Raw genomic sequence first — 23,704 nt, 5'->3', positions numbered from 1 at the left:
CCGGTGCGCGCCATCCGCGGGCAAACCATTTAGGGGGCAGGACTGGCACGACAGCGCGGAGAGCGGCCTCGGCATGCTCAGACCAGCGCTGCTCTTCGGGCCGCACCAGGAATCCTGTGCTCACGGGCAGAGCCTCACGCCCCCGTGCCGGCTAAGCGCGAATACTCGCCGTGATCGGCATGGCGCGGATCGCCGGCTTCCGGGTGGTCCCTGCCCGGGGTCAGCGCCGGGTGTCGCCCGGTGCGTGTAACCCGGTCAGCTCGGCGGTGGCCTCGGGCGAGAGGTGGAAGTAGCGGCGCACGTTTTCGGGTTTGCGGTGCCGCGGCTTGGCCATCAGCATCAGCAGGCTGCCCCGCCCTCGCCCAGGTGCGTCAGCGCCGAATGCCCGAACTCGTGCAGGTCCCAGCCGGTGCCCGGCCCACCGAGCACGGTGTGGCCGTCCAGCAGGGCGCGGGCCCGTCCGTACGACAGGCGGACCAGCCCGGTGTCCGGGCACACGTCGCGCGGGCCGGTCACCTTCCCCGGGCCGGGACGGCGATGGGTGCAAAACACCGGCCCCGTGCCCGGCTCTTCAGCAGCCGGGCCGTCCCGGCCTCCCAGAACACCGGCGCCGACGGCCGCCTCGCCCACACCGGCACCGCCGGGGCGTCATGGTCGCGGTCCCGGCACCATGCCAGCCACGAACCCACCGCCGCCGGCCGGGCGTTCCAGATGTTGACCGCTGCCACAAGCAACAAGCCCTCTTCGTGCACCGCCCGACGGCCTCCGCCGCAGGCCGTTGTCCGCGCCAAGACCTCAAGATCGTTCCCGAGCTCCACCCTTGCCGCCGGCTGACCAGGAGCGGCAGGGGCTTGACGCACGATCTCGCAGACTTGCGCTGGTGTCTGGGTTGGGAGTTCAGGGCCGTCTTGTGTGAAGGGCGCGCCATGGACGGCACGCCTCCTGGGGCCATGACGGCGAATGGGAGCTCGACGTGGCGTGCTTGCTCTCGCCGGGTCTTCCTTACCTGCCCGTTGCACCCGGCACCACGGGGGTCGCAGTGCAATCGGCTCGCGGTCAGTCCGATCTTCGGCGAGCCTGCTGCGTTTCGCGCAGGATCGTCCAGGCGTCCGCGACCGGGCCCACGTGGGCGAGCTTGTCGGGGTTGCTCACCGTCCGGATGGCCTGGATCTGCCCGTCGAGGATGTCGAGCGTCCAGGTGTTGATGACCTTGCCGTCGCGGTCGCGGAAGATCGCCCCCGGCTGGCCGTTCACCTGGCGCGGCTCCACGACGCCGCCGATCTGGACGAATGGCGGGAGGAGCGTGGCGAGTACCCGGGCCACGTTGCCGGCACCGAAGATTCCCCTCGCCCACTGCGGAGCCTTGCCGCCGCTGTCGGCGACGATCTGCACGTCGGCGGCGAGCAGTTTCCGGAGTCCGTCGAGGTCGCCTTCGGTGAACGCGTCGAAGAACCGCGTCGCGAGTTCCTCGCGTTCTCTCCGGTCGGCCTCGAACCGGGGCCGGCCCGCGTCCATGTGGCGGCGCGCCCGCACCGCGAGCTGGCGGCACGCCGCCTCCGACCGGCCGACGGCCGAGGCGACCTCGGGGAAGCCGAACCCGAACACCTCCCGCAGGACGAACACCGCGCGCTCAAGCGGGCTGAGCCGCTCCAGCAGCAGCAACGCCGCCATCGACACCGAGTCGGCGAGTTCGGCCGAGCGCTCCGGGTCCTGGTAAGGGTCGGTGAGCAGCGGCTCGGGGAACCACGGGCCGACGTACTCTTCCCGCCGGACGCGGGCCGAGCGCAGGACGTTGATCGAGATCCGGGTGACCACGGCCGCCAGGAACGCCTTGGTCGACACGGGCTGGGTCGGGGACGCCTCGTAGCGCAGCCAGGACTCCTGCACCGCGTCCTCGGCCTCGGTCACGCTGCCCAGGATCCGGTAGGCGATCGAGAACAGCAGCGGCCGCAGCTCCTCGAACTCCTCGGCCCGGGTCACGCCAGCTCCTCCTTGAAACCCTGCCGCCACGACGGGTACCGCGGCTGCCAGCCGAGCTCCCGCTTGGCCTTGGCGTTGGAGAACCCGCGCCCCTCGGTCATCATCACCACCGCCTGATCCCCGGCCAGCAGCCGGGCCAGCCACACCGGGACCCGCAGCGGACGCTTCGCTCCCGCGCACTTCGCCAGGTGGGGCAGCCACTCGCTCGCCGGGGCCGGTTCGTCATCGACGATGTTGAACACCCCCCGCACCTTCCTCTCCACCGCCAGCACCGTCGCGCTCGCCGCGTCGTCCAGATGGATCCACGAGCTGTGGCCGGTGCCCCGGCTCACCAGCGGGTACCGCCGCTTGCGCACCAGCTCGACCTGGTCGTCGATGGCGCCCGGCCCGTAGAACGCGCCGTAGCGCAGCACCGCGCCGCCGGCCTTGAGGACCACGTCCTCCACATGCCGCAACGCCTTCAACCCCACGTTCGCGGCCGTCCCCTCGAGCAGGTCCAGCGGGTCCTCCTCGGTCTTCACCCATCCGCCCTCGCGGATGCCGTTCCAGGAGGCGTACCCCTGCGCGACGAAATGAGAGACGCCGGTCGCCTCGGCCGCGGCCAGCAGGTGGTCGGTGCCCTCGGTGCGCAGCCGGTTGGTCCTGGCGAACCAGCGGTCCGGATGCTTGATGTCGGGCTTGCCGGCGTGCGCCATGGAGATCGCGGTCATCTGGTGCACGACCACCTCCGGCCGGGCCCTGGCCATCGCCTCGCCGACCGACGCCGCGTCCAGCCCGTCCATCACCACACCGTCCGCACCGAACCGCTCCAGCAGGTCCAGCTTCGCCCGGCTCGTGGTGGTGGCCGTCACCTGATGCCCCCGGGCCATGAGCTGCGGCACCAACCGCTGTCCCAGGACCCCGCTCCCGCCTGCCACGAACACCCGCATGACCATCACCTTCCCGACGTAAGCGTCCGCCTTCGCCACCCGAGACAAGACAGCCCCGCCGCCTGTGACATGGGAGGGAAGAACAATCAGGAGAGCACCGCCGAACTGAGGGCGCTGACCGGCTAGAACGCAAGCGCTGCCCGCCTCATTTGCCGGCTCCGAACCGCCCGCCACCACCCACGGCCGACGTGATCCGCAGGCCCGCCGCCGGGCGATCATCCGGGCCGCGGCCGACCTGCTGGTGGAAGGCGGCGGCGATATCACCCACCGTCGGGTCGCTGAGCGCGCCGACGTCCCGCTGGGGGCCACCACTTACTACTTCTCGACGCTGGATGAGCTGCGCGAGGCGGGTCTGGAACTGCTAGTGGCCGAGGCCGAGGAGGCCCTCGCCGAGATGAGGCGTCAGGCGGCCGAGGCTCAGGGCGATCCGGCGACCCTGGCCCGGCTTCTGCACGACTACCTCGGCGATCGCGATCAGCTGCGCGCCGACAGGGAGCCCTGATGCTGCACGATCCTCGATCTGGCCCTTGCCCTGTCGGCGGACCGGCGCCGCGGCGGGCGCGGACGGTCGGCTCACGCTTCACCAAGTCGAATTCGCCGGCACCCCACCGGGCCGCCCCCAGTTTCACCGGTACCTCTCGCAGAGATGTTCCTCAGCCCCGATCCGGGCGCCGCACGGGCTGGGCGGGTGGCCGTCGGGCTGCGCCCGCGGTGCGGTGGTCGTGACGTTCAGGGGCGGGGGTGGTTCTGCGGGACACGATGGTGTGGTGTTCGGTGATCCAGCGGGCGGCGAGCAGACCGGAGCCGGCGGTCAGGGCGGCGGCGGCGAGGACGGTGGCGTTGAGGCCAAGGGTGTCGGCCAGGACGCCGGCGACCAGGGCGCCGGCGGCGTAGCCGATGTCGCGCCAGAACCGGTAGGTGCCCAGGGCGTTGGCGCGCCAACTGGGGTGGGCGTGGTCGGAGACGGCGGCGATCAGGGCCGGGTAGACCATGGCGGTGCCGATCCCGAGGGCGATGGCCGACAGGATGCCCGCCGCCAGCGGCCAGTCCAGCAGCACCAGGGCGAGGACGAGTCCCGCGGCCTGGACGAGCATCCCGGTCACGATGAGGGGTTTGCGGCCGATGCGGTCGGCCAGGTGCCCGGTGGGAATCTGGCCGAGGCCCCACAGCAGCGGGTAGAGGCCCTTGATCAGGCCGACGGCGGCCAGGCCGAGACCATGGTCGGTGAACAGCAGCGGATAGACACCCCAGGTCAGACCGTCGTTGAGGTTGTTGACCAGCCCGGCCTGGCTGGTGCCGCGCAGGGAGCGGTCCCGCCAGGAGGTCCGCGCGAACGTGGTGGCCAGGCCGGCTCTGTCACCGGTGGTGGCGGGCCTGGGATGCTGGGCCAGTTCCAGTGCGACATGCCCGGCGGTGTCACGCACGATCAACGACAGGACCAGCCCGGCGGCCACGAACACCACGCCGATGAGCTCGGGGGCGGGCCGCAGGCCGTACCTGGTGGCCAGGTAGCCGGTGATCAGGGCGGTGGCGCCGACCGAGACGTAGCCGGCCGCCTCGTTCAGGCCGGTGGCCAGGCCGCGGCGGGCGGGCCCGACCAGATCGATCTTCATGTTGACGGTCATCGACCAGGTCAGTCCCTGGTTGATGCCCAGCAGCACGTTGGCGGCGACGATCCAGCCCCAGGACGGCGCCCACGCCAGCACGAACGGCACCGGGACGCCGATGACCCAGCCCGCCAGCAGCAGCCGCTTGCGGCGGAAGCGGGCGGTCAGCGCCCCGGCGGCCAGGTTGGTCAGCGCCTTGGTCACCCCGAAGGCGATGATGAACGAGAACACCACCAGGTCGCTGGTCAGGCCGAAGACGTCGGCGCCGATCAGCGGGACGGTGGTGCGCTCCAGTCCGACCAGGCCGCCCACGGCGATGTTCACGATGACCAGCAGCGTGAACTGCGGCCAGTTCTCGCGCAGCCCCAGCCGTACGGTCCTGCCGGCCGGCGTCTTTGCGGTGGTGCTCATCGGGTGCCTCCCGGGAGGCCCTGCTCCGGGCGCCGGCCGTGGGCGGCGGTCATGGCGCGCTCGCCGTGGCCGCGGGTGACGAACGGGGTGGTGGCCTGGGAATCACCGTCGGCGAGCAGCGCCTTGACCTGCCCGGCGTCCACGGGCAGGGCGTGGCCGTCCCCCGGATCGACCAGGCGGGAGTTGTTGCCCGGCCCCTCATCGGCCAGCGGCAGCAAATGATCGTCGGCAAAGCCCACGGTGTTCCTCCAGGATCGGTGCGGGGTGTGCGATGCCGCGCACTGAAACCATCTATTACAATATTCCATGGATCTATGGAGGATAGCGGATGGAGACCCAATCCCTGGCCAAGGCGCACCTGTACGAGGCGTTCGCGGCCGCGGGCAAGGCGCTTGCGAGCGGTAAACGGCTGGAGTTGCTGGACCTGCTGGCCCAGGGCGAGCGCACCGTTGACGCGCTCGCCCGGGCGGCCGGGCTGAACCTGACGACCGCCTCGGCGCACCTGCAGACGCTCAAGCAGGCCGGGTTCGTGGCCACCCGCCGCGAGGGGGTGCGCATCCACTACCGGCTCGCCGGCGACGACGTTGCCCGGCTCCTGGCGCTGCTGCGCAAGGTCGCCGAGACCCACCAGGCCACCGTCCCCGCCGCCCTGGACGCCTATCTCGGCCGGGACGGCGCGGCGGAGGTCACCCGGGACGAGCTGAGCGCCCGCGTGCGGGGCGGGGCCGTGGCGGCCGGGGAGGTTCTGGTGCTGGACGTGCGGCCGGAGGAGGAGTACCGGGCCGGCCACATCCCCGGCGCCGTCTCGATCCCGGTCGGCGAGCTGGCCGACCGGATCAGCGAACTGCCCGCCGACACCGAGATCGTGGTGTACTGCCGCGGCGAGTACTGCGTGCTGGCCTACGACGCGGTACGGCTGCTGACCGGCCGCGGCCACCGGGCCGTCCGCCTCAGCGACGGCATGCTGGAGTGGCGTTTGGCCGACCTGCCCGTCGACGCCGTGGAACCGGGGTGTCGATGAGACTGCTGTCGCCAGGGGCACGCATTGGTGTCGGCCCAGGCCAGAGGAATTGCTTGGAGGTCCCGCGAGGTCTCTGCCAGGCGGTTGCAAACCGTGCCGCCGCTCCGGACGAGCCGCACCATTCGTCCGGCCGGCCGGGTTTCACCGTGCAGCCGATGCGGCGGGCGGTACGCGCCGCCGCAGGACGAGGTACCGGCCGGTCAGCCCTATGGCGAACATGACCGTGCCGGCGAGTACGGATTGCCAGGGCAGGGCGGCGACCAGGGTCAGGCAGCCGGCGAGGCCGAGCAGGTTGAGCCCGCGCGGCCAGCGGCGGTCGGGCGCGGGCTGGGTGAACGCGGAGGCGTTGGCGATGGCGTAGTAGACCAGCACGCCGAACGAGGAGAAGCCGATCACGCCGCGCAGGTCGACGGTGGCGACCAGGGCGCTGACGACGATCGCCAGCACGATCTCGGCGCGGTGCGGCACCCGGTGGCGGGGATGGACGGCGGCGAGCGCGCCGGGCAGGTCGCGGTGGCGGGCCATGGCCAGGGTCGTGCGCCCGATGCCGGCGATCAGCGCCAGCAGCGCGCCCAGTGCCGCGAGCGCCGCACCCACCCGCACCACCGGGGCCAGGGCGCCGGCGCCCGCCGCCTCGACCGCGGTGGTCAGCGGCGCGATCGAGGCGGCGAGCCGGTCCGGTCCCGCGGCCAGCAGCGCCGCGACCCCGACCGTCAGGTAGACGGCCACGGTGATGAACAGGGCGATCGGGATCGCGCGGGGAATGGTGCGGCGCGGATCGCGGACCTCCTCCCCCATGGTGGCGATGCGGGCGTAGCCGGCGAACGCGAAGAACAGCAGGCCCGCGGACTGCAGGACGCCGTAGGCGCCGCCGGCCCGCCAGCCGTCCAGGTGCGCCGCGCCGGCGTGCCCGCCCGCCGTGATGCCCGCGACCACGACGGCCAGGGCGGTCAGGCTGGTGGCGACGAGCACGCGGGTGAGCAGGGCGGTCTTGGTGACGCCGTGGTAGTTGAGCGCGGCCAGCCCCAGCACGGCCGCGACGGCGGCGGCGCGCTGGGCCCACCAGGGGCCGGGCACCGCGTAGACGGCGAAGGTGAGGGCCATGGCGGCGCACGAGGCGGTCTTGCCCACCACGAAACCCCATCCGGCCGTGAACCCCCACCAGTGGCCCAGGCGCTCGCGGCCGTAGATGTAGGTGCCTCCGGACGTCGGATGCACCGCCGCCAATTGCGCGGACGCGGCCGCGTTGCAGTATGCGATCACTGCGGCGATCACCAGGCCGATCAGCAGGCCGGTGCCGGCGGCACGGGCGGCGGGGCCGAACGCGGCGAACACCCCCGCCCCGATCATCGACCCGAGCCCGATCATCACCGCGTCCCCGGTGCCCAGGCGGCGCGCGAGGCGGTCACCGCCGGGCGACGGCTCCGGTCCGGGCACCAGCCCACCTCCTCGACGGCTATTCCATCAAACGCGATTGATGTACCGCACTAAGCACGGCGCCGTCGAGCCGAGCCGCCCCGGTGCCTGTGCGGACGGCCACTCCCTCTGGCCACCGTCATGGTGTTAGCCGGTGATGGCCGCATAGGCGCAGGTCCAGAAGTCGCGGAGGACGGACGGCGGGGTCGGGGACGTCAAGTGACGCTGGGTGAGCAGGACACCGATCAGCCCCTCGGACGGGTCGGTGTAGACGGACGTCCCGGTGCCGCCCGACCAGCCGAAGCGGCCGGGGACGTCACCGCGGTCCACATGCCCGGCCAGCACCTCCCCCATGTGCCGAAGCCGCGCCGCCGACAGGCCCGGATCGTTCATCGTCACCTCCCTTTCCCGGGGTGAGACCCGCCCGGGCGGCGGAATTCATCGCGCCGAGCGCCCGAGACCGGGAATGAGCGCGCCCGCCGGCGCGAGCCGCGCCGGGCCGTCGGGGTCGTGCCGGTGGCGGCGACGGTGGGACCGACCGGGGGCGGAGCCGGCATCGACTTTGGTCGGTGCCGGTGCCGCCGCACCCACGGCTAGCCTTTGGCCGGTGAACGAGACGACGTTCGGCCTGGTGGGCACCGATGCGCGGCACCGCCGCAGGCTCTCCGGCGCCGCGGCCGTGTTCGCCGTGTCGGGTGCCCTGACCGCGCTGACGGTGTGGGGCCGGTCGAACGCCGGCGGCCCGCTCACGCTCGACCTCGTGGTGGGGACGGCGGGCTGGCTGCTGTCGCCGCTGCTGCTGTGGCGTCCGGTCCCGGCGGCGTTCGCGCTGAGCGCGCTGGCGGCGCTGTCCCCGGCGGCCACCCCGGTGTCCAGCATGGGCGTGCTGCAGGTCGCGCAGCGCCGCCCGTTCCCGGTCGCGGCGGCGGCCGGGGCGGCGGGGATCGGAGCGCACGTCGTGCAGGGGCTGTGGCGGCCGAATGGCGGGATCTCGTTCGGCTGGTGGCTGCTGCTGATCGTGGTCGGCTACGGGGCGCTGATCAGCTGGGGGGCGCTGGCGCGGGCGCGGCGCGCGCTGCTGGCGTCGCTGCGCGAACGCGCCCGCCGCGCCGAGGCCGAGCAGGGCCGCCGGGTCGCCGAGGCGCGGATGGCCGAACGGACCCGGATCGCGCGGGAGATGCACGACGTGCTGGCGCACCGGCTGTCGCTGCTGGCCACCTACGCGGGCGCGCTGGAGTACCGGCCCGACGCCCCGCCGGAGAAGCTGGCCGAGGCCGCCGGGGTGGTCCGCGCCGGGGTGCACCAGGCCCTGGACGAGCTCCGCGAGGTGATCTTGCTGCTGCGTGCCGGCGACACCGATGAGGACGATCGGCCGCAGCCCGTGCTGGCCGACCTGCCCCGGCTGCTGGCGGAGGCCCGCGACGCGGGCGGGCGGGTGGAGTTGCGCGACGAGGTGGCCGACGCGGCGGCCCTCCCCCCGGCCGCCGGGCGGACCGCGTACCGGGTCGTGCAGGAGGCGCTGACGAACGCGCGCAAGCACGCGGCGGGATGCGCCGTCCGGGTGGTGCTGGCGGGACGGCCCGGGGACGGCCTGGTCATCGACGTCCGCAACCCGCTGCCTCCGGAGGGCGGGGCCGCTGCCCCGCCGGGCAGCGGGACGGGCCTGGTCGGGTTGACCGAGCGGGTCCGGTTGGCGGGCGGCCGGCTCGACCATCAGGCCGCCGCGGGCGAGTTCCGGCTGCGCGCCTGGCTACCATGGCCGGCGTGACCCGTCCCCTGCGCGTCCTGATCGTGGACGACGACGCGCTCGTCCGCGCGGGGCTGTCGATGATGCTGGACGGGGCGGGCGGCATCACGGTGGCGGGTGAGGCGGCCGACGGCGACGAGGTGCCCGCGGCGGCGGACGCGCACGCACCCGACGTCGTCCTGATGGATCTGCGGATGCCGCGCGTGGACGGTGTCACCGCCACCCGCAGGCTCCGGGCCCGGGCGAACCCGCCCGAGGTCATCGTGCTGACGACGTTCGACTCCGATGAGGACATCCTGCACGCGCTGCGCGCGGGCGCCGGCGGGTTCCTGCTGAAGGACACCCCGCCGGCGCAGATCGTCCAGGCGGTGCGGCAGGTCGCGGCCGGGGACCCCATCCTGTCGCCGCGGGTCACCCGCCGGCTCATGGACCGTGCCGTCACCCGGGCCGGCGCCTACCAGCGGGCCCGCGCCGCGCTCGCCGGGCTGAGCGCCCGCGAGAACGAGGTCGTCCTCCAGATCGCGCGGGGACGTTCCAACGCCGAGATCGCGGCGGAGCTGTTCATGAGCGTGGCGACGGTCAAGGCGCACGTCTCCAGCGTCCTGTCCAAGCTCGGCCTGGACAACCGCACCCAGATCGCGCTGCTGGCCCACGACGCCGGCCTCGCCTGACGTCCGACCCCAGCGTGCCGGGCCGGCCGGCGGGTCCGGCCGTGCCCGATGTCGTCGCGGGCCTCGAACTCCCGGTCGCCCGCCCCGGTCAGGTGCCGACGTAGGCCGCGAGGTGTTCGCCGGTGAGGGTGGAGCGGGCGGCGACGAGGTCGGCGGGGGTGCCCTCGAAGACGATCCGGCCGCCGTCGTGGCCGGCGCCGGGGCCGAGGTCGATGATCCAGTCGGCGTGCGCCATGACGGCCTGGTGGTGCTCGATGACGATGACCGACTTGCCGGAGTCGACGAGCCGGTCCAGCAGGCCGAGCAGCTGTTCGACATCGGCGAGGTGCAGGCCGGTGGTCGGCTCGTCCAGGACGTAGACGCCGCCCTTGCCGCCCATGTGGGTGGCCAGCTTGAGCCGCTGCCGCTCGCCGCCGGACAGGGTGGTGAGCGGCTGGCCGAGGGACAGGTAGCCGAGCCCGACGTCGGCGAGCCGGCCGAGGATGCGGTGCGCGGCCGGCGTGCGCGCCTCGCCGGCGCCGAAGAACTCCTCGGCCTCGGCCACCGGCATCGCGAGCACTTCGCTGATGTCGCGGCCGCCGAGGCGGTGGTCCAGCACCGCTGCCTGGAACCGCTTGCCGTCGCACTCCTCGCAGGTGGTGGCGACACCGGCCATCATCGCCAGGTCGGTGTAGATGACGCCGGCGCCGTTGCAGGCGGGGCAGGCGCCTTCGGAGTTGGCGCTGAACAGGGCCGGCTTCACGCCGTTGGCCTTCGCGAACGCCTTGCGGATCGGGTCGAGCAGTCCGGTGTAGGTCGCCGGGTTGCTCCGCCGCGAGCCGCGGATCGGGGTCTGGTCGACCGACACCACCCCGTCGCGTCCCGAGACCGAGCCGTGGATCAGCGAGCTCTTGCCCGACCCGGCCACGCCCGTCACCACGGCCAGCACGCCGAGCGGAATGTCGACGTCGACGTTCTGGAGGTTGTGCGTCGTGGCGCCGCGGATCTCCAGCGTGCCGGTGGGCGCGCGCACCGTGTCCTTGAGGGCGGCCCGGTCGTCCAGATGGCGGCCGGTGATGGTGCCGCCGGCCCGCAGCCCCTCGACGGTGCCCTCGAAGCAGACGGTGCCGCCCGCCGTGCCGGCGCCGGGACCGAGGTCCACGACGTGGTCGGCGATCGCGATCGTCTCCGGCTTGTGCTCCACGACCAGCACGGTGTTGCCCTTGTCGCGCAGGCGCAGCAGCAGGCCGTTCATCCGCTGGATGTCATGGGGGTGCATCCCGATCGTCGGCTCGTCGAAGACGTAGGTGACGTCGGTGAGCGAGGAGCCGAGGTGGCGGATCATCTTGGTGCGCTGCGCCTCGCCGCCCGACAGCGTGCCCGACGGCCGGTCGAGCGAGAGGTAGCCCAGCCCGATCTCCACGAACGACTCCAGGGTGTCGTGCAGCGCACCGAGCAGCGGCCCGACTGACGGCTCGTCCAGTCCTTTCACCCATTCGGCCAGGTCGCTGATCTGCATCGCGCAGGCCTCGGCGATGTTGATCCCCCCGATCTTCGACGACCGGGCCGTCTCGCTGAGCCGGGTGCCGCCGCACTCGGGGCAGGTGGCGAAGGTGACCGCCCGCTCCACGAAGGCGCGGACATGCGGCTGCAGCGAGTCGACGTCCTTGGACAGCATCGACTTGCGGAGCTTGGGGATCAGGCCCTCGTAGGTCAGGTTGATGCCCTCGACCTTGATCTTGGTCGGCTCCTTGTAGAGCAGGTCGTCCAGCTCTTTCCCGGTGAACTTGCGGATCGGCTTGTCGGCGTCGAAGAAGCCGCAGCCGCGGAAGATGCGGCCGTACCAGCCGTCCACGCTGTAGCCGGGGATCGTGAGAGCGCCCTCGTTGAGGGATTTGCCGTCGTCGTACAGCTGGGTCAGGTCGATGTCGTTGACCGAGCCCCGGCCCTCGCAGCGCGGGCACATGCCGCCGGTGACGGTGAAGTTGCGGCGCTCCTGCACGGTCCGTCCGGCGCGCTCGGAGGTGACCGCGCCCGCCCCGCTGATCGAGGCGACGTTGAAGGAGAACGCCTGGGGTGAGCCGATGTACGGTTTCCCGAGCCGGCTGAAGAGAATGCGCAGCATCGCGTTGGCGTCGGTGGCGGTGCCGACCGTGGAGCGGGGGTCGGCGCCCATCCGCTGCTGGTCGACGATGATCGCGGTCGTCAGCCCTTCGAGCACGTCGACCTCGGGCCGCGCCAGCGTCGGCATGAAGCCCTGCACGAAGGTGCTGTAGGTCTCGTTGATCAGCCGCTGCGACTCGGCGGCGATCGTGTTGAACACCAGCGAGCTCTTGCCCGAGCCGGAGACGCCGGTGAACACCGTCAGCCGGCGTTTCGGGATCTCGATGTCGACGTCTTTGAGGTTGTTCTCGCGCGCGCCGTGCACGCGGATCAGGTCGTGGCTGTCGGCGGCGTGCAGCGCGGGCGGCTGCGGGTCCGTCCTCGTGGTCATGCTCATGGTGTCTCCATCTATCATGCGGCGCGCGCCCGGCTGAGGCGTCAGGCCGGCCGGCGGCCGTCGCGCATCAGCTCGCGGCCGGGCAGCTCGTTCACCTCGCGCCAGGCCTGAACGCGGCGCGGGGAGATACGGAACCGGCGGTACGGCGTGGCCGGCCCACGCGGGTCGAAGCCGGTGCGCGCGGCGAACCGGTCGCCCCGCCGCCGCGGCAGCGCGTCGATCTCCAGGACCTCGGCCTCGCCTGCTCGGTGTCGCGGCGGCGCCGGGCGCGGGAGCGGGGGCCGGCGCTCATCAGTTCTGGAGCAGCCCGAGGACGTTGCCGTCGGGGTCGGTGACGGTGGCCACCAGGCGGCCGCCGCCGACGTCGTGCGCGGGCTCCTTCACGGTGGCGCCCGCGGCGGTCACCTCGGCCAGCTTCGCCTCGATGTCCGTCACGTGCCAGTAGGCCACCGGTGAGGCCGTGTCCTGCGGTCCGCCGCGCGGCACCAGCCCGATGTGCTGGCCCTCGGCGTCGAAGCCGACGTAGTAGGACGCGTCGTGCTGCGGCGGCATGCCGAGCAGTGCGGTGTACACCGCCTTGGCCGCCGCCAGGTCGGACACGGGGTGCAGCACGGTCTTGATTCCCTGGGTGGAAGAGCCGGTCATGGTCACTCCTGAAGTCGTGGGTCATAGCAACGCTGGTGCGTCTTGCGGCGTTCGCAGACGACCGGGAAGCGTCGTTGACGATCACGCTATCCACGGTCCGGCGGGCGGCGCTTCTCGATTCCTGACCGGTCCGGCCACCTGTTTCGCCGCGTGCAACGGCCTGCCGGCCGTCCCCGGGCTCAGATGACGAAGGCGCCGATGCGGGCGGCGGCGCAGGCGGCGTCGGCCGCACGGTCCGCGTCGGCCCCGCCGGCGGGTTCGCCGGTGATGAACAGCCGGTGGAACAGCGGCGCGACGGCGGCGCGGACGAGTTCGGCGGCGTCCGTCCCGGCGGGGATCTCGCCGCGCCCGGCCGCGCGCCGCACGATGACCGCGGCCTGCTCGTACCGGCGCGCGTAGAAGGCGCGCAGGGCGCGGGCGGCGGCGTCGCTCTGCATGGCGGCCAGCACGAACGCGCGGGCGACGGGCCCCTGCCGGGGGTCGGTGAAGCCGGTCAGGACGAGCCGGGCGAGCACCCGCAGGTCGCCGGCGAGCGTGCCGGTGTCGGGAACGGGCCACGGTTCGGCGGCGGCGCGGTCGAGGGCGTCGGCGATGAGCCCGTCGGCGTTGCCCCACCGCCGGTAGACGGTGGTCTTGTGCACGCCGGAGCGGGCCGCGACGTTGTCCACGGTGAGGCCCCGGTAGCCGTGCTCGGACAGTTCGGCGAGCGTGGCCTCCCGGACGGCGTCGCGTACCCTCGCCGACCGTCCGCCGGGACGGACGGTCCCGGGCGCGGTGCCCGTCACGCGCCGGTCCCCCGGTGCCGCCCGGATCTCGGCCGGTCACTTCCCACGCACCGATCGTAACGCAACATCGGTTGCGTTAACCTCGCCGCCGGGCGGAAACAGCTTGAGGGACGAGGGGGGACGATCAATGCCGCAGGGTTCGCACGCCACGATCAGGGAGTACGCGGTCTCCGGCCCGGACGCGGGCCCGTACGGCATCACCGCCGGACCGGACGGCGCGCTGTGGTTCACGCTCGTGCACGCCGGCCGCATCGGCCGGCTCACCACCGACGGCGACCTCACCCTTTACGGTCCCGTCCCCGGCGGCCCGCTGATCATCACGCCGGGCCCGGACGGCGCGCTGTGGTTCACCGCGTTCCAGGACCACGCGATCGGCCGGATCACCACCGGCGGTGAGATCACCGCGTTCCCCCTGCCCGGCGGCTGCGGCCCGTGCGGGATCGCGGCCGGGCCCGACGGCGCGCTGTGGTTCACCCAGATGCACGCCGGCCGCATCGGCCGCATCACCCCCGACGGCCGGGTCGGCGAGTTCCCGCTGCCCGGCGCGGGCACGATGCCGTCGATGATCACAGCCGGGCCGGACGAGGCGCTGTGGTTCACCCTCAACCAGGGCAACGCCGTCGGCCGCATCGCCTCGGACGGCGACGTCGTCGTCCACGCGCTGCCCACCGAGGGCTCGGCGCCGGTGGGCATCACCGCCGGGCCCGACGGCGCGCTGTGGTTCGCCGGGATCGGCGCGGGCCACATCGGGCAGATCACCACCGACGGGAAGGTCACCGAGTTCCCGCTGCCCGACCGGGACGCGCGCCCGCACGCCATCGTCGCCGGCCCCGGTGAGGACCTGTGGTTCACCGAATGGGGCACCGCCCACGTCGGCCGCGTCACCCTCGACGGCCGCGTCTTCGAGCATCCGCTGCCGAGGCCCGGCTGTGAACCGCACGGCATCGCGACCGGCCCGGACGGCGCGCTGTGGGTGGCGCTGGAGTCGGGCGCCCTCGCCCGCGTCACCGTCAGCTGACCCGCCGCGTCCCCGCCCGCGAAAGGACCGGAAAACCGGTCGGCGTGATCGGCGGCGCTCATCGAGAACGGCCGGCATGCTCCGCAAGTACCCCCGGACCCGGCGCATCGAGGGGCTCCGGCTCCAGCCGGGCGACCACGACCTCGCCCCCGCACGGCCCGGCCCGATCCCGCGCGCATGTTCACCCTTTGTCGGGATGCGGCCACGTTTAGCCGCTCCCGAGGGGGAACGCCTCCTGGAGGCTTCGAAACGACACGCGGAGGGGGCTGAGGGCTATGAGCATCGTGCGGCCGACGCATGACGGCGAAACCGAGGCCGAGAGCATGGACGTGATCCGGCAGGAGCAGGCGCGTGCGCCGGAGTTCCACCGCGAACGACCGGAGGCGGGCACGGGGGAGCTGGTCCGGCAGGCCGCCCAGCAGGTGTCGGAGCTGATGCGCGCCGAGCTGCGGCTGGCGGTGGCGGAGCTGAAGGACAAGGGCCGCCACGCCGGCACCGGCGCCGGGATGTTCGGCGGCGCCGCGCTGGTGGCGCTGTACGGGGTGGGGGCGCTGCTGGCCGCGGCGATCGCCGCGATCGCGGTGGCGCTGCCGGTGTGGGCCGCCGCGCTCATCATCGGCGCGTTCCTGATGGTGGTCGCCGGGGTGCTGGCCATGATGGGCCGCTCGCAGACCAGGCGCGCCACACCGGCCAAGCCGGAGAAGGCCATGGACGAGGCGAGGCAGGCCGTGGCCGAGCTGAAGGAGAGGGCGACGCACCGATGACCATGCAGGGCAAGCACGGCGCCGAGGCCGGCACCGAGGAACTGCGCCAGGAGGTCGACCGGGCGCGCCACGAGCTCGGCGAGACCGTCGAGCAACTGGCCGCCAAGGCCGATGTGAAGGCGCTGGCCCGGGAGAAGGCCGAGCAGGCCAGGAGCAGGGCACGCGACGCGGCGGCGTCGGCCTGGCAGTCCGCCGGGTCGCGGGAGAACATGGCCCGGATGCGGCAGGGCGGCCTGGTGGTCGTCTCCGCCGGCGCCGTCACGGCGGCGGCGGTGTGGATGCGCCGGCGGCGCCGCCCGTCCACCACGCGGATCGGGCCGGTGCAGGTCCGCGTCCGCACCGGACGCAAACGCGCCGTCAAGGTACACCGCACAAAACGCTGACGGGGCACGGAGAGGACGATCATGCGCACCCCTGGCGTCATCGCCGACGCACCGGCGACATCGTGGCGAGGGGCGCTGAAACGCACCGTCGCCGAGTTCAAGTCCGACGAGCTCACCGCCTGGGCGGCCGCGCTCACCTACTATTCGGTGCTGTCGATCTTCCCGGCGATCCTGGTGGTGGTGTCGCTGGTCGGCCTGGCCGGCCAGTCCACCACCGACGAGCTGATCAAGAACATCGGGACGCTGGCGCCCGGCGCCGTCCGCGACCTGCTGGTCAGCTCGGTGCGGCAGTTGCAGGGCGGCACCGGCGGCGCCGGCGTCATCGCCGTGGTGAGCCTTCTGGGCGCGGTGTGGTCCGCGTCCGGCTACGTCGGCGCCTTCATGCGCGCCTCCAACATCGTCTACGACATCCCCGAGGGGCGCCCGATCTGGAAGACGGTTCCGGTCCGGGTGAGCGTCACGCTGGTCACGCTGGTGCTGCTGTCGGCGTCGGTGATCGCGGTGGTGGTGACCGGGCCGCTGGCCCGCAAGGCCGGCGACGTCCTCGGTGTCGGCTCGCAGGCGGTGACCGTCTGGAACATCGTCAAATGGCCGGTGCTGCTGATCGTGGTCGCGTTCCTGTTCATGCTGCTGTACTGGTCGGCGCCCAACGTCAAGGGCGGGATGCGCCAGGTCGTCCCCGGCGCGGTCCTGGCGATCCTGCTGTGGCTGGCGGCGTCGTCCCTGTTCGCCCTGTACGTGGCGAACTTCTCCTCCTACAACAAGACCTACGGCAGCCTCGCCGCGGTGATCATCTTCCTGGTGTGGCTGTGGATCACCAACATCGCGATCTTGCTGGGCGCGGAGCTGAACGCCGAACTGGAGCGCAGCCGCGCCATCGCCGCCGGCACGCCTCCCGACAAGGAACCCTACGTCGAGTTCCGCGACACCCGCGGGTTCGACGAGGAGGAGCGCCGCGAGGTCGGCCTGGACAAGAACCAGGACAAGAACCAGGACAAGGACAAGGACTCCGATACCTCGGCGGCGCCGGAGCGGGGGGCCGCGCCGGAAACGCGCCGCGGGGCGGGGGGCCCGTCCTGAGACCGGCCCCCCGGGCGGGGGTCTCACGGGTGTGCGTTCGCGGGTCGCAGGGGACCGAAGATCGGGAATAGGATCACAGGCATGCTCCGTCCCGCTTACCCGATCGAGACCGAGCGGCTCACCCTGCGGCCGTTCCACGAGGGCGACCTGGAGGGTCTGTACGCCTACCAGTCCCTCCCGGAGGTCGCGCGGTTCCTGTACTGGGAGCCGCGAACGCTGGAGGAGTCGCGGTCGTTCCTGAAGCAGAAGATGAGCGCCTCCATCGTGGAGAGGGAGGGCGACTGGCTGGTCCTGGCGGTGGTGCGGCGCGAGACCGGCGACCTGATCGGCGAGGTCAACCTGCAGTGGCGTAGCCGGGAGCACCGGCAGGGCGAGATCGGCTACGTCTTCAACCCCGCCTACCACGGCAAGGGATTCGCCACCGAGGCCGCCGAGGTCGTGCTGCGGCTGGGGTTCGAGGGCCTGGATCTGCACCGTGTCTGCGGACGCCTGGACGGCCGTAACGCCGCGTCCGCGCGGGTGCTGGAGCGGCTCGGGATGCGCCGCGAGGCGCACCTGCTGCAGAACGAGATGGTCAAGAGCGAGTGGACCGACGAGGTCATCTACGCGATGCTGCGCCACGAGTGGGACGCCCGCACCGGCTCCTGAGCGGTATCACCGCCCGGATGACCCGCTGCGGCGAGCACTCACATCTCCACAGCCCCGCGGGCGTTTCTTGTCACCCGCTCCCGTAGATCGTTTCGGCTGGGGACGGGGACACTCTCCCGGAGTCGCGCGGCCACGGTGGCCGGGCCTGATCCGCGAGGTGAGCAGATGACACCCCCCATCCGCCCTCGATCGCACCGGACGCACCGGCGGCGTTCGCTGGCGGCCGGCTCCGTCGGTGTCGTCCTCGTCGCCGGGCTCGGTGCGGCGGGTACCGGATCGGCGCAGGCGGCGGGCCCGGTCCGGGCCGACGACGGTGCGCGCATCACCGCGGAGAAGAAGGTCGGCCCCCGCACGGTCGACATCACGATCGCCTCCCCGGCGCTCGGCAAGTCGGTGAAGACCCGCCTGCTGCTGCCGGCGAACTGGAGGCGGGGCGCGGCGGGGAGGTGGCCGGTCCTGTACGCCTTCCACGGGGGGCGGGACAACTACACCGCCTGGACGGGGAAGACCGACATCGAGGCGTGGGCGGCCAGGTACAACGTCCTGGTCGTCATGCCGGAGGGCGAAAACGGCTCCTACACCGACTGGTACAACTACGGCAAGGGCGGGACACCCCGGTGGGAGACCTTCCACACCGCCGAGGTGCGCCAGCTGGTGGAGCGCAACTACGGCGCGGGCGCGCGGCGCGCGGCGCTCGGGATCTCCTCCGGCGGCGCGGGCGCCATGGCGTACGCGGCCCGGCATCAGGGGATGTTCAAGCACGTGGCGTCGCTGAGCGGCGTCCTGTCGATGCGCTCGGTCGGGATACCGGCGATGCTGATGTTCATCAACGCCGGCATCGGGCAGGACCCGTTCGCCATCTGGGGCATCCCGGGGGTCGACGACGCCAACTGGGCGGCGCACGACCCGTATGCGCTGGCGCCCGGGCTCCGCGGCACCCGGATCTTCTTCTCGACCGGGACGACGGGCCGTCCGGGCCCGGGCGACCCGGACGTGCCGCCGTGGGACGCCGGCCTGCTGGGCGAGGCCGCGGCCGGCGCGAGCAACAAGGACTTCCAGCGGCGGCTGGACGGGCTGAAGATCCCCTACACGGCGCACTTCTACGGCGACGGCCGGCACAACTGGCCCGCGTGGACCCGTGAGGCGGCCTTCATCTGGCCGGCGCTGATGAAGTCGATCGACGCGCGGAGGGTCTGACGCGCACGGGGCCTGACGCGCGGCGGACGGGACGCGCGGTGCGGGGTCAGGAGCGGCGCAGCCACCGCCACCAGCGTGCGCCGGGCGGGTCGGGCACCGTCAGCGGGTGGTCCTCCACGTCGTAGCGGCGGAGGTAGGCGCCGCTGAACGCCTGCAGGCTGGCGCCGAGCGGCACCGCGAGCAGCACCCCGATGGGGCCGGCGACGGCGGCTCCGGCGAGGACGAGCCCGAACGCGACCGCGGGGTGCATGTCCAGGGTCCGGGCGGTGATGCGGGGGTGCAGCAGGTAGTTCTCCAGCTGCTGGTAGGCGACGATGATCAAGAACAGCCACAGCACGGTCGTCGGAGAGACCGTCAGCGCGATCAGCAGCGGGACGGCGCCCGCCAGGTAGGTGCCGACGGCGGGGATGAACTGCGACACCACCCCGACCCACAGTGCCAGGATCGCCGCGTACGGCACTCCGAGGAGGGCCATGGCGATGTAGTGGGCGACGGCGGAGATGAGGGCCAGCAGCCCGCGCGAGTAGATGTAGCCGCCGGTCTTGTCGACGGCGATCTCCCAGGCGCGCAGCACCTCGTGCTGGCGGCGGGGCGGGAGCAGGGAGCAGACCGTCCGGCGGAACCGCGGCCCCTCGGCCGACAGGTAGAAGGTGAACAGCAGGACGCCGAGGGCCTTGAACACGACACCGAACGCGGTGGCGCCGATCCCCCAGACGTTCTGCGCGAGCGACGACAGGTGCCGCGACAGGGTGCCGGTGACGGTGGGGAGCCGCTGGAACAGGGTGTCCTGCGACAGGTGCGTCCCGAACGTGCCGTTGATCCAGCGGATGGACTCGCGGACGTATCCGGGGAACCCGTCGATGAGGTGGCTGGCCTGGGTGGCCAGCAGCGACCCGATGCCGCCGAGGAACCCGGCGCCCAGTATCGCGACGACGATGAACATCAGCATGGTCGCCGGGCCGCGCCGCCACCCGTGCCGGGCCAGCCAGTTCACCGCCGGTTCGATCGCGAACGCCAGGAACAGCGAGGTGAGCAGGAGTATCAGCAGGCCTCGCAGCCGTCCCAGCAGCCACAGTCCCGCCATGAACGCCAGCACGACACCGCCGGCGAGCACGAACGCCCTCGGCAGCCACGGCGGCATGTGGCGCGGTGCGGGGGCGGCGGGGTGCGCGGCTGGGGCGTCGGGTGGGACGTCTGCGGGCGCGTAGGCGGAGGTCTCGCCGGGCGTCTGCGGCATCTCCGCACGCTAACCGCGCCCCACCCCCTATTCCGGTCATCGTGCCCCATTCCCGCCCGAACTTTTGCCGGGATTTTCAGCCGCCCGCGTCCGGCCCGCCGAGGCCGCGGGGGTTCGCTGAAAAAATCCGGGGCCGTGTCGATCCGCGGCGACGCCCGTTCGACCTAGGGATGAGAGGGTCCGGGAACAGGGACCCGGAGATCGCAGGGAGACCGATCGTGAAGTACATGCTGATCATGCGCGCCACCGACGAGGCGCTCGCGGGGATGGCGGACATCGACTTCACCAAGATGCTGGAGACCATGGGCAGGTTCAACACGGAGATGATCCGGGCGGGGGTGCTGCTGGCCGCCGAGGGGCTGGCCGACCCCGCCGAGGGCGTGGTCGTCGACTTCTCCTCCGAGCCGCCCGTGGTCACCGACGGCCCCTACGGTGAGACCAAGGAGCTGTTCGGCGGGTTCTACATCCTGAACGTGGCCTCGAAGGAGGAGGCCGTCGAGTGGGCCAGGCGGTCGCCGGTCACCGGCTGGGGCTTCAAGATCGAGATCCGGCGGGTCACCACGATCGACGAGTTCCCGCAGGACAACGAGTGGATCAAGAAGGAGCGGGAGTGGCGCGAGGCCACCGGGCAGCTGTGAGCAAGGGGCGATGACCGATCCGGCGGGCCGGGAGGCCGTCGCCGCCGTGTGGCGGATCGAGTCCGCGCGGATCGTCGGCGCGCTCGCCCGCTACACCGGCGATTTCGCGTTGGCCGAGGACCTGGCGCAGGAGGCGCTGGCCGAGGCGCTGGTGACCTGGCCGCGCGAGGGTGTGCCGCGCAGCCCGGCGGGGTGGCTGCTGACGGTCGGGCGGCGCCGCGCGATCGATGCGTTCCGGCGGCGCGCGGCCCGCGACGGCAGGTACGCCGCCCTCGCCCGCGACCTGGGCGAGGGCGGCATCGCCTCGGGGGCCGCGCCCGCAGGCCCGCCCGGGGACGGGCTGCTGTGGGATCCGGACCGGATCGACGACGATGTGCTGGCGCTGATGTTCATCTCCTGCCACCCGGTGCTGTCGCGGGAGGCGAGGGTGGCGTTGACGCTGCGGGTGGTCGGCGGCCTGACCAGCGATGAGATCGCCCGGATGTTCCTGGCCTCGACCGCCACCGTGCAGGCCCGCATCACCCGGGCGAAAAAGACGCTCGGCGCGGCCCGGGTGCCGTTCGGGGTGCCGCCGCCCGGGGAGCGGGCCCGGCGGCTCGGCTCGGTCCTCAACGTGATCTACCTGATCTTCACTGAGGGGTCCTCGGCCGGCTCGGGCCGCGAGCTGATCCGGTTGGACCTGGCGGGCGAGGCGCAGCGCCTGGCGCGGGTGCTGGCGCGGCTGGTGCCGGACGAGCCGGAGGTCCACGGCCTGCTGGCGCTGCTGGAGCTGACGGCGGCGCGGTTCCCCGCCCGGATCGGGCCGGACGGCGAGCCGGTGCTGCTGGAGCGGCAGGACCGCGGCCGCTGGGACCGGGCCGCGATCGGCCGGGGGCGCGCCGCGCTGGCCCGCGCGGAGCGGGCCGGGCGGGGCCTGGGCGCCTACGGGCTGCAGGCGGCGATCGCCGAATGCCACGCCGTCGCCGCGTCGGCCGACGCCACCGACTGGGAGCGCATCGTCCTGCTGTACGAGGCGCTCGGCCGGCTCGCGCCCTCCGCGGTGATCGAGCTGAACCGGGCGGTGGCGGTCTCGATGGCGCAGGGGCCGGCCGCGGCGCTGCCGATCGTGGAGGGGTTGGCGGCGGCCGGGGCGCTGCCGAACTCGCATCTGCTGCCGGCCGTGCGAGGGGAACTGCTCACCCGCCTGGGACGCGCCGCCGAGGCGCGCACCGAACTGGAGCGCGCCCTGCGGCTGTGCGGCAACGACCGCGAGCGGACGGTCCTGGAACGCAAGCTCGCCGCCCTCCCCTGGCCCGCGGGGCCGCCGGTGTCCTAGGCGCCCGCGGGAGGGGTGGCGCCGGGCGGCGGGGTGAATTCGGGCTGGTCGAGGACGCGGAGCCAGCTGCCGTCGGGCTGGCGGCGGGCGACCTGCGCGCGGGCCCCGGTCCCGTCGGCGGGCGGGGTGGAGGTGAGGGCGAGGTCGCCGCTGATCAGGGTCGGCAGCGGTTCCTCCGGCTCGAAGCGGGGACGGGCGGCCAGCACCTTCTCCCACAGTGCGCGGATGGCGTCGCGGCCCACGGTCTGGGAGCCGGGCGGGTAGGCCAGCACCGCGTTCTCCTCGTAGAGCGCGGCGACGCCGGCCGCGTCGCCGGCGTTGGAGCGTTCGACGAACAGCCGTGTGAGGTCCTCGGGCCGCATGGCCTTGGCGTAGTGGGTCATGGCTTCCTCCATGGGTGTCTGCCGGTTTCACCGTCCATCCTGGTCACAGCCCGTCCAGAAGTCCAAGAGATGGATGTTCTGCGAGCCAGAAGCAGCGCTTATGCCATGTGGTGAAGGGCGGGTCTGCCGGGATGAGGCAGGATGCCGGGTATGAGCGAGCTCTTCACGCATCGGCTGCGGGTGCGCTACAGCGAGTGCGACCAGCAGGGCGTGGTCTTCAACGGCCACTACCTGTTCTTTTACGACGTGGCGCTGACGGAGATGTGGCGGGCGCTGTTCGGCGACTATGCGCGGATGGTGGAGAACGGCTGCGACCTGGTGGTGGCGGAGGCGCGGATCCGTTACCGGGAGGGCGCCCGGTTCGACGAGCTGCTGGACATCGCGATGCCGGTGGCGCATCTGGGGACGACGAGCCTGATCGTGCGGCCGGTGTTCCGGGTGGAGGGGCGGCTCATCGCCGACGGGGAGGTGCGGCACGTGTTCATCGACCCGGCGTCCAAGGCCAAGAAGGAGATGCCGACGCGGGTCAGGTCGGTGCTGGAGGCCCACCTGGACGGGGCGGGCGGCGCGGCCGCCCCGGCCGGACTCGCGGCCGGGAACGCCTAGCCGCGGCGGCCGGCATTCAGTTTCCGGTGGCCGTTCGGTTTCCGGTGGCGGGGCGGGCGGCGTAGTCGCCGAGGCCGTGTTCGAGGAGGTCGAAGGCGCGGGCGGCGGCGGCGTAGACGTCCTCGCGCATCTCCTGCAGGGTCTCCCCGGCGCGTTTGCGGTCGGCGATCTGCTCGATGAGCACGGTCTGCACGGCGAAGATCATCGCGGCGGCGGTGCGGGGGGCGATGTCGTCGGGGCCGGCGCCGGTGTCCTCGGCGATGAGGTCGGCGAGGTGGTCCTGGGCGCGGCGGCCGATCTCGCGCTGGCGGGCGGTGAGGGCGGGGCTGTCGCGGACGGTCTGCGTCCACGCCTCCGAGCCCTCGTGGAAGGCGGTCCAGTAGGCGCCCGCGTCCAGGCCCTCGAAGAAGCGGCGGCGAAACAGCGCGGCGGCGCCCTCGCCGGGGCGGCGGCCGCGGAACTCGCGTGAGGCCTGCTCGATGATCTCGTCCTGCCGGTCGAAGAACAGGTCCTCCTTCGTCTTGAAGTAGTTGAAGACGGTGTTGACCGACACGTCGGCGGTGCGGGCGACGTCGGCGATGGTGACGTTGTCGAAGCCGCGCGTCAGGAACAGCCCGGTGGCGATGTCGCTGATGCGCCGCCGCGTCTCGCGCTTCTTGCGTTCGCGCAGCCCCGGCTGCGGCCCGGCGGGGGCGAGCTCCTCTCCCATACCGGAAAATATACCTTCACTGGAGTAACTGAAAA

The 23,704-nt window shown here is 72.8% G+C and carries 27 protein-coding genes; 13 read left to right on the top strand and 14 right to left on the bottom strand.

The window, feature by feature from the left end:
- Positions 1-339: 339 nt before the first annotated feature.
- The 4 genes from ACQP1N_RS17085 to ACQP1N_RS17070 all read right to left on the bottom strand — a co-directional run bounded on the left by ACQP1N_RS17085 (position 340) and on the right by ACQP1N_RS17070 (position 2,909).
- Positions 340-516 carry a hypothetical protein gene (locus ACQP1N_RS17085; protein ID WP_207394148.1) on the bottom strand — a complete coding sequence of 59 codons (177 nt, stop codon included), beginning with the start codon at positions 514-516 and terminating at the stop codon, positions 340-342.
- A complete protein-coding gene (locus ACQP1N_RS17080; protein ID WP_433232509.1) occupies positions 513-737 on the bottom strand; it encodes a hypothetical protein in 225 nt (74 codons plus the stop codon). Before ACQP1N_RS17080 ends, ACQP1N_RS17085 begins: the two co-directional genes overlap by 4 nt.
- Positions 738-1,056: 319 nt before the next feature.
- Positions 1,057-1,980: an RNA polymerase sigma-70 factor gene (locus tag ACQP1N_RS17075; protein WP_433232507.1), complete on the bottom strand. Its 924-nt coding sequence runs from the start codon at positions 1,978-1,980 to the stop codon at positions 1,057-1,059.
- Entirely contained in the window at positions 1,977-2,909 is a 933-nt protein-coding gene (locus tag ACQP1N_RS17070; protein ID WP_433232505.1) for an NAD-dependent epimerase/dehydratase family protein, read from the bottom strand. The genes ACQP1N_RS17075 and ACQP1N_RS17070 overlap by 4 nt, the downstream gene beginning before the upstream one ends.
- A gap of 241 nt (positions 2,910-3,150) precedes the next feature.
- Here ACQP1N_RS17070 and ACQP1N_RS17065 point away from each other — a divergent pair, with 241 nt between their 5' ends.
- On the top strand, positions 3,151-3,411 hold the full coding sequence (locus ACQP1N_RS17065) for a hypothetical protein (RefSeq protein WP_433232503.1): 261 nt from the start codon (positions 3,151-3,153) through the stop codon (positions 3,409-3,411).
- A gap of 151 nt (positions 3,412-3,562) precedes the next feature.
- On the opposite strand, the gene ACQP1N_RS17060 is transcribed toward ACQP1N_RS17065, so the two are convergent.
- Both ACQP1N_RS17060 and ACQP1N_RS17055 read right to left on the bottom strand, forming a co-directional pair.
- Entirely contained in the window at positions 3,563-4,927 is a 1,365-nt protein-coding gene (locus tag ACQP1N_RS17060; RefSeq protein ID WP_084262902.1) for an MFS transporter, read from the bottom strand.
- On the bottom strand, positions 4,924-5,166 hold the full coding sequence (locus tag ACQP1N_RS17055) for a hypothetical protein (RefSeq protein ID WP_131732851.1): 243 nt from the start codon (positions 5,164-5,166) through the stop codon (positions 4,924-4,926). The genes ACQP1N_RS17060 and ACQP1N_RS17055 overlap by 4 nt, the downstream gene beginning before the upstream one ends.
- A gap of 89 nt (positions 5,167-5,255) precedes the next feature.
- Between ACQP1N_RS17055 and ACQP1N_RS17050 the strand changes: the two genes are divergently transcribed.
- Positions 5,256-5,948: an ArsR/SmtB family transcription factor gene (locus tag ACQP1N_RS17050; RefSeq protein WP_433232498.1), complete on the top strand. Its 693-nt coding sequence runs from the start codon at positions 5,256-5,258 to the stop codon at positions 5,946-5,948.
- A 141-nt stretch (positions 5,949-6,089) separates the two neighbouring features.
- On the opposite strand, the gene ACQP1N_RS17045 is transcribed toward ACQP1N_RS17050, so the two are convergent.
- Both ACQP1N_RS17045 and ACQP1N_RS17040 read right to left on the bottom strand, forming a co-directional pair.
- Positions 6,090-7,385: an APC family permease gene (locus tag ACQP1N_RS17045; protein ID WP_433232496.1), complete on the bottom strand. Its 1,296-nt coding sequence runs from the start codon at positions 7,383-7,385 to the stop codon at positions 6,090-6,092.
- A 126-nt stretch (positions 7,386-7,511) separates the two neighbouring features.
- On the bottom strand, positions 7,512-7,757 hold the full coding sequence (locus ACQP1N_RS17040; protein ID WP_067798329.1) for a serine hydrolase: 246 nt from the start codon (positions 7,755-7,757) through the stop codon (positions 7,512-7,514).
- 214 nt (positions 7,758-7,971) lie between these two features.
- On the opposite strand from ACQP1N_RS17040, the gene ACQP1N_RS17035 reads away from it, so the two are divergent.
- Both ACQP1N_RS17035 and ACQP1N_RS17030 read left to right on the top strand, forming a co-directional pair.
- Entirely contained in the window at positions 7,972-9,132 is a 1,161-nt protein-coding gene (locus ACQP1N_RS17035) for a sensor histidine kinase (protein WP_242608949.1), read from the top strand.
- Positions 9,120-9,782 carry a response regulator gene (locus ACQP1N_RS17030; protein WP_067798326.1) on the top strand — a complete coding sequence of 221 codons (663 nt, stop codon included), beginning with the start codon at positions 9,120-9,122 and terminating at the stop codon, positions 9,780-9,782. Before ACQP1N_RS17035 ends, ACQP1N_RS17030 begins: the two co-directional genes overlap by 13 nt.
- An 88-nt stretch (positions 9,783-9,870) precedes the next feature.
- On the opposite strand, the gene ACQP1N_RS17025 is transcribed toward ACQP1N_RS17030, so the two are convergent.
- The 3 genes from ACQP1N_RS17025 to ACQP1N_RS17015 form a co-directional block, all read right to left on the bottom strand.
- Positions 9,871-12,261, bottom strand: a complete 2,391-nt coding sequence (locus ACQP1N_RS17025) for an ATP-binding cassette domain-containing protein (protein ID WP_433232493.1) — start codon at positions 12,259-12,261, stop codon at positions 9,871-9,873.
- Between the two features lie 291 nt (positions 12,262-12,552).
- The gene (locus ACQP1N_RS17020; protein WP_067798320.1) at positions 12,553-12,906 is read right to left on the bottom strand and encodes a VOC family protein; all 354 of its coding nucleotides are present in this window, start codon (positions 12,904-12,906) and stop codon (positions 12,553-12,555) included.
- A 179-nt stretch (positions 12,907-13,085) separates the two neighbouring features.
- A complete protein-coding gene (locus ACQP1N_RS17015) occupies positions 13,086-13,691 on the bottom strand; it encodes a TetR/AcrR family transcriptional regulator (protein ID WP_067798317.1) in 606 nt (201 codons plus the stop codon).
- 127 nt (positions 13,692-13,818) lie between these two features.
- Here ACQP1N_RS17015 and ACQP1N_RS17010 point away from each other — a divergent pair, with 127 nt between their 5' ends.
- The 6 genes from ACQP1N_RS17010 (at position 13,819) to ACQP1N_RS16985 (ending at position 18,781) form a co-directional block, all read left to right on the top strand.
- On the top strand, positions 13,819-14,709 hold the full coding sequence (locus ACQP1N_RS17010; protein WP_067798314.1) for a Vgb family protein: 891 nt from the start codon (positions 13,819-13,821) through the stop codon (positions 14,707-14,709).
- 275 nt (positions 14,710-14,984) lie between these two features.
- Positions 14,985-15,473 (top strand): phage holin family protein, encoded by a 489-nt coding sequence (locus ACQP1N_RS17005; protein ID WP_084262900.1) that lies wholly within the window; start codon positions 14,985-14,987, stop codon positions 15,471-15,473.
- Positions 15,470-15,856 carry a DUF3618 domain-containing protein gene (locus ACQP1N_RS17000; RefSeq protein WP_067798312.1) on the top strand — a complete coding sequence of 129 codons (387 nt, stop codon included), beginning with the start codon at positions 15,470-15,472 and terminating at the stop codon, positions 15,854-15,856. The genes ACQP1N_RS17005 and ACQP1N_RS17000 overlap by 4 nt, the downstream gene beginning before the upstream one ends.
- Before the next feature lie 21 nt (positions 15,857-15,877).
- Positions 15,878-16,936, top strand: coding sequence for a YihY/virulence factor BrkB family protein (locus tag ACQP1N_RS16995; RefSeq protein WP_433232487.1), 1,059 nt, complete (start codon positions 15,878-15,880; stop codon positions 16,934-16,936).
- A gap of 81 nt (positions 16,937-17,017) precedes the next feature.
- Positions 17,018-17,584: a GNAT family N-acetyltransferase gene (locus tag ACQP1N_RS16990; protein ID WP_067798309.1), complete on the top strand. Its 567-nt coding sequence runs from the start codon at positions 17,018-17,020 to the stop codon at positions 17,582-17,584.
- Positions 17,585-17,749: 165 nt separating this feature from the next.
- Positions 17,750-18,781, top strand: coding sequence for an alpha/beta hydrolase (locus ACQP1N_RS16985; protein WP_067798306.1), 1,032 nt, complete (start codon positions 17,750-17,752; stop codon positions 18,779-18,781).
- Positions 18,782-18,827: 46 nt separating this feature from the next.
- Here ACQP1N_RS16985 and ACQP1N_RS16980 read toward each other — a convergent pair whose 3' ends face one another.
- Positions 18,828-20,018, bottom strand: coding sequence for an AI-2E family transporter (locus ACQP1N_RS16980; protein WP_067798303.1), 1,191 nt, complete (start codon positions 20,016-20,018; stop codon positions 18,828-18,830).
- Between the two features lie 218 nt (positions 20,019-20,236).
- Between ACQP1N_RS16980 and ACQP1N_RS16975 the strand changes: the two genes are divergently transcribed.
- Together ACQP1N_RS16975 and ACQP1N_RS16970 are read left to right on the top strand one after the other, a co-directional pair.
- Complete coding sequence (locus tag ACQP1N_RS16975) at positions 20,237-20,656, top strand: YciI family protein (RefSeq protein ID WP_067798300.1); 420 nt, start codon at positions 20,237-20,239, stop codon at positions 20,654-20,656.
- A 10-nt stretch (positions 20,657-20,666) separates the two neighbouring features.
- Positions 20,667-21,971, top strand: coding sequence for an RNA polymerase sigma factor (locus ACQP1N_RS16970; protein ID WP_067798297.1), 1,305 nt, complete (start codon positions 20,667-20,669; stop codon positions 21,969-21,971).
- On the opposite strand, the gene ACQP1N_RS16965 is transcribed toward ACQP1N_RS16970, so the two are convergent.
- On the bottom strand, positions 21,968-22,354 hold the full coding sequence (locus ACQP1N_RS16965; RefSeq protein ID WP_067798377.1) for a YybH family protein: 387 nt from the start codon (positions 22,352-22,354) through the stop codon (positions 21,968-21,970). The two genes, ACQP1N_RS16970 and ACQP1N_RS16965, sit on opposite strands and share 4 nt — an antisense overlap.
- A 150-nt stretch (positions 22,355-22,504) precedes the next feature.
- Here ACQP1N_RS16965 and ACQP1N_RS16960 point away from each other — a divergent pair, with 150 nt between their 5' ends.
- Positions 22,505-22,960, top strand: a complete 456-nt coding sequence (locus ACQP1N_RS16960; protein ID WP_067798294.1) for an acyl-CoA thioesterase — start codon at positions 22,505-22,507, stop codon at positions 22,958-22,960.
- A 16-nt stretch (positions 22,961-22,976) separates the two neighbouring features.
- On the opposite strand, the gene ACQP1N_RS16955 is transcribed toward ACQP1N_RS16960, so the two are convergent.
- The gene (locus ACQP1N_RS16955) at positions 22,977-23,669 is read right to left on the bottom strand and encodes a TetR/AcrR family transcriptional regulator (RefSeq protein ID WP_067798291.1); all 693 of its coding nucleotides are present in this window, start codon (positions 23,667-23,669) and stop codon (positions 22,977-22,979) included.
- Positions 23,670-23,704 lie beyond the last annotated feature (35 nt).

The sequence above is a fragment of the Actinomadura formosensis genome (genome assembly GCF_050948385.1).
In the GTDB taxonomy this organism is placed as follows: Bacteria; Actinomycetota; Actinomycetes; order Streptosporangiales; family Streptosporangiaceae; genus Spirillospora; species Spirillospora formosensis.
Note: the sequence above shows the minus strand (reverse complement) of the source record. Positions and strands in the feature narration are given on the sequence as shown.

Excerpts from the sequence above, each read along its gene's own strand:
- ACQP1N_RS17070 (WP_433232505.1), bottom strand. The coding sequence starts at position 2,909 with ATGCGGGTGTTCGTGGCAGGCGGGAGCGGGGTCCTGGGACAGCGGTTG.
- ACQP1N_RS17060 (WP_084262902.1), bottom strand. The coding sequence starts at position 4,927 with ATGAGCACCACCGCAAAGACGCCGGCCGGCAGGACCGTACGGCTGGGG.
- ACQP1N_RS17050 (WP_433232498.1), top strand. The coding sequence starts at position 5,256 with ATGGAGACCCAATCCCTGGCCAAGGCGCACCTGTACGAGGCGTTCGCG.
- ACQP1N_RS17040 (WP_067798329.1), bottom strand. The coding sequence starts at position 7,757 with ATGAACGATCCGGGCCTGTCGGCGGCGCGGCTTCGGCACATGGGGGAG.
- ACQP1N_RS17030 (WP_067798326.1), top strand. The coding sequence starts at position 9,120 with ATGGCCGGCGTGACCCGTCCCCTGCGCGTCCTGATCGTGGACGACGAC.
- ACQP1N_RS17025 (WP_433232493.1), bottom strand. The coding sequence starts at position 12,261 with ATGAGCATGACCACGAGGACGGACCCGCAGCCGCCCGCGCTGCACGCC.
- ACQP1N_RS17020 (WP_067798320.1), bottom strand. The coding sequence starts at position 12,906 with ATGACCGGCTCTTCCACCCAGGGAATCAAGACCGTGCTGCACCCCGTG.
- ACQP1N_RS17010 (WP_067798314.1), top strand. The coding sequence starts at position 13,819 with ATGCCGCAGGGTTCGCACGCCACGATCAGGGAGTACGCGGTCTCCGGC.
- ACQP1N_RS17005 (WP_084262900.1), top strand. The coding sequence starts at position 14,985 with ATGAGCATCGTGCGGCCGACGCATGACGGCGAAACCGAGGCCGAGAGC.
- ACQP1N_RS17000 (WP_067798312.1), top strand. The coding sequence starts at position 15,470 with ATGACCATGCAGGGCAAGCACGGCGCCGAGGCCGGCACCGAGGAACTG.
- ACQP1N_RS16995 (WP_433232487.1), top strand. The coding sequence starts at position 15,878 with ATGCGCACCCCTGGCGTCATCGCCGACGCACCGGCGACATCGTGGCGA.
- ACQP1N_RS16990 (WP_067798309.1), top strand. The coding sequence starts at position 17,018 with ATGCTCCGTCCCGCTTACCCGATCGAGACCGAGCGGCTCACCCTGCGG.
- ACQP1N_RS16985 (WP_067798306.1), top strand. The coding sequence starts at position 17,750 with ATGACACCCCCCATCCGCCCTCGATCGCACCGGACGCACCGGCGGCGT.
- ACQP1N_RS16980 (WP_067798303.1), bottom strand. The coding sequence starts at position 20,018 with ATGCCGCAGACGCCCGGCGAGACCTCCGCCTACGCGCCCGCAGACGTC.
- ACQP1N_RS16970 (WP_067798297.1), top strand. The coding sequence starts at position 20,667 with ATGACCGATCCGGCGGGCCGGGAGGCCGTCGCCGCCGTGTGGCGGATC.
- ACQP1N_RS16965 (WP_067798377.1), bottom strand. The coding sequence starts at position 22,354 with ATGACCCACTACGCCAAGGCCATGCGGCCCGAGGACCTCACACGGCTG.
- ACQP1N_RS16960 (WP_067798294.1), top strand. The coding sequence starts at position 22,505 with ATGAGCGAGCTCTTCACGCATCGGCTGCGGGTGCGCTACAGCGAGTGC.
- ACQP1N_RS16955 (WP_067798291.1), bottom strand. The coding sequence starts at position 23,669 with ATGGGAGAGGAGCTCGCCCCCGCCGGGCCGCAGCCGGGGCTGCGCGAA.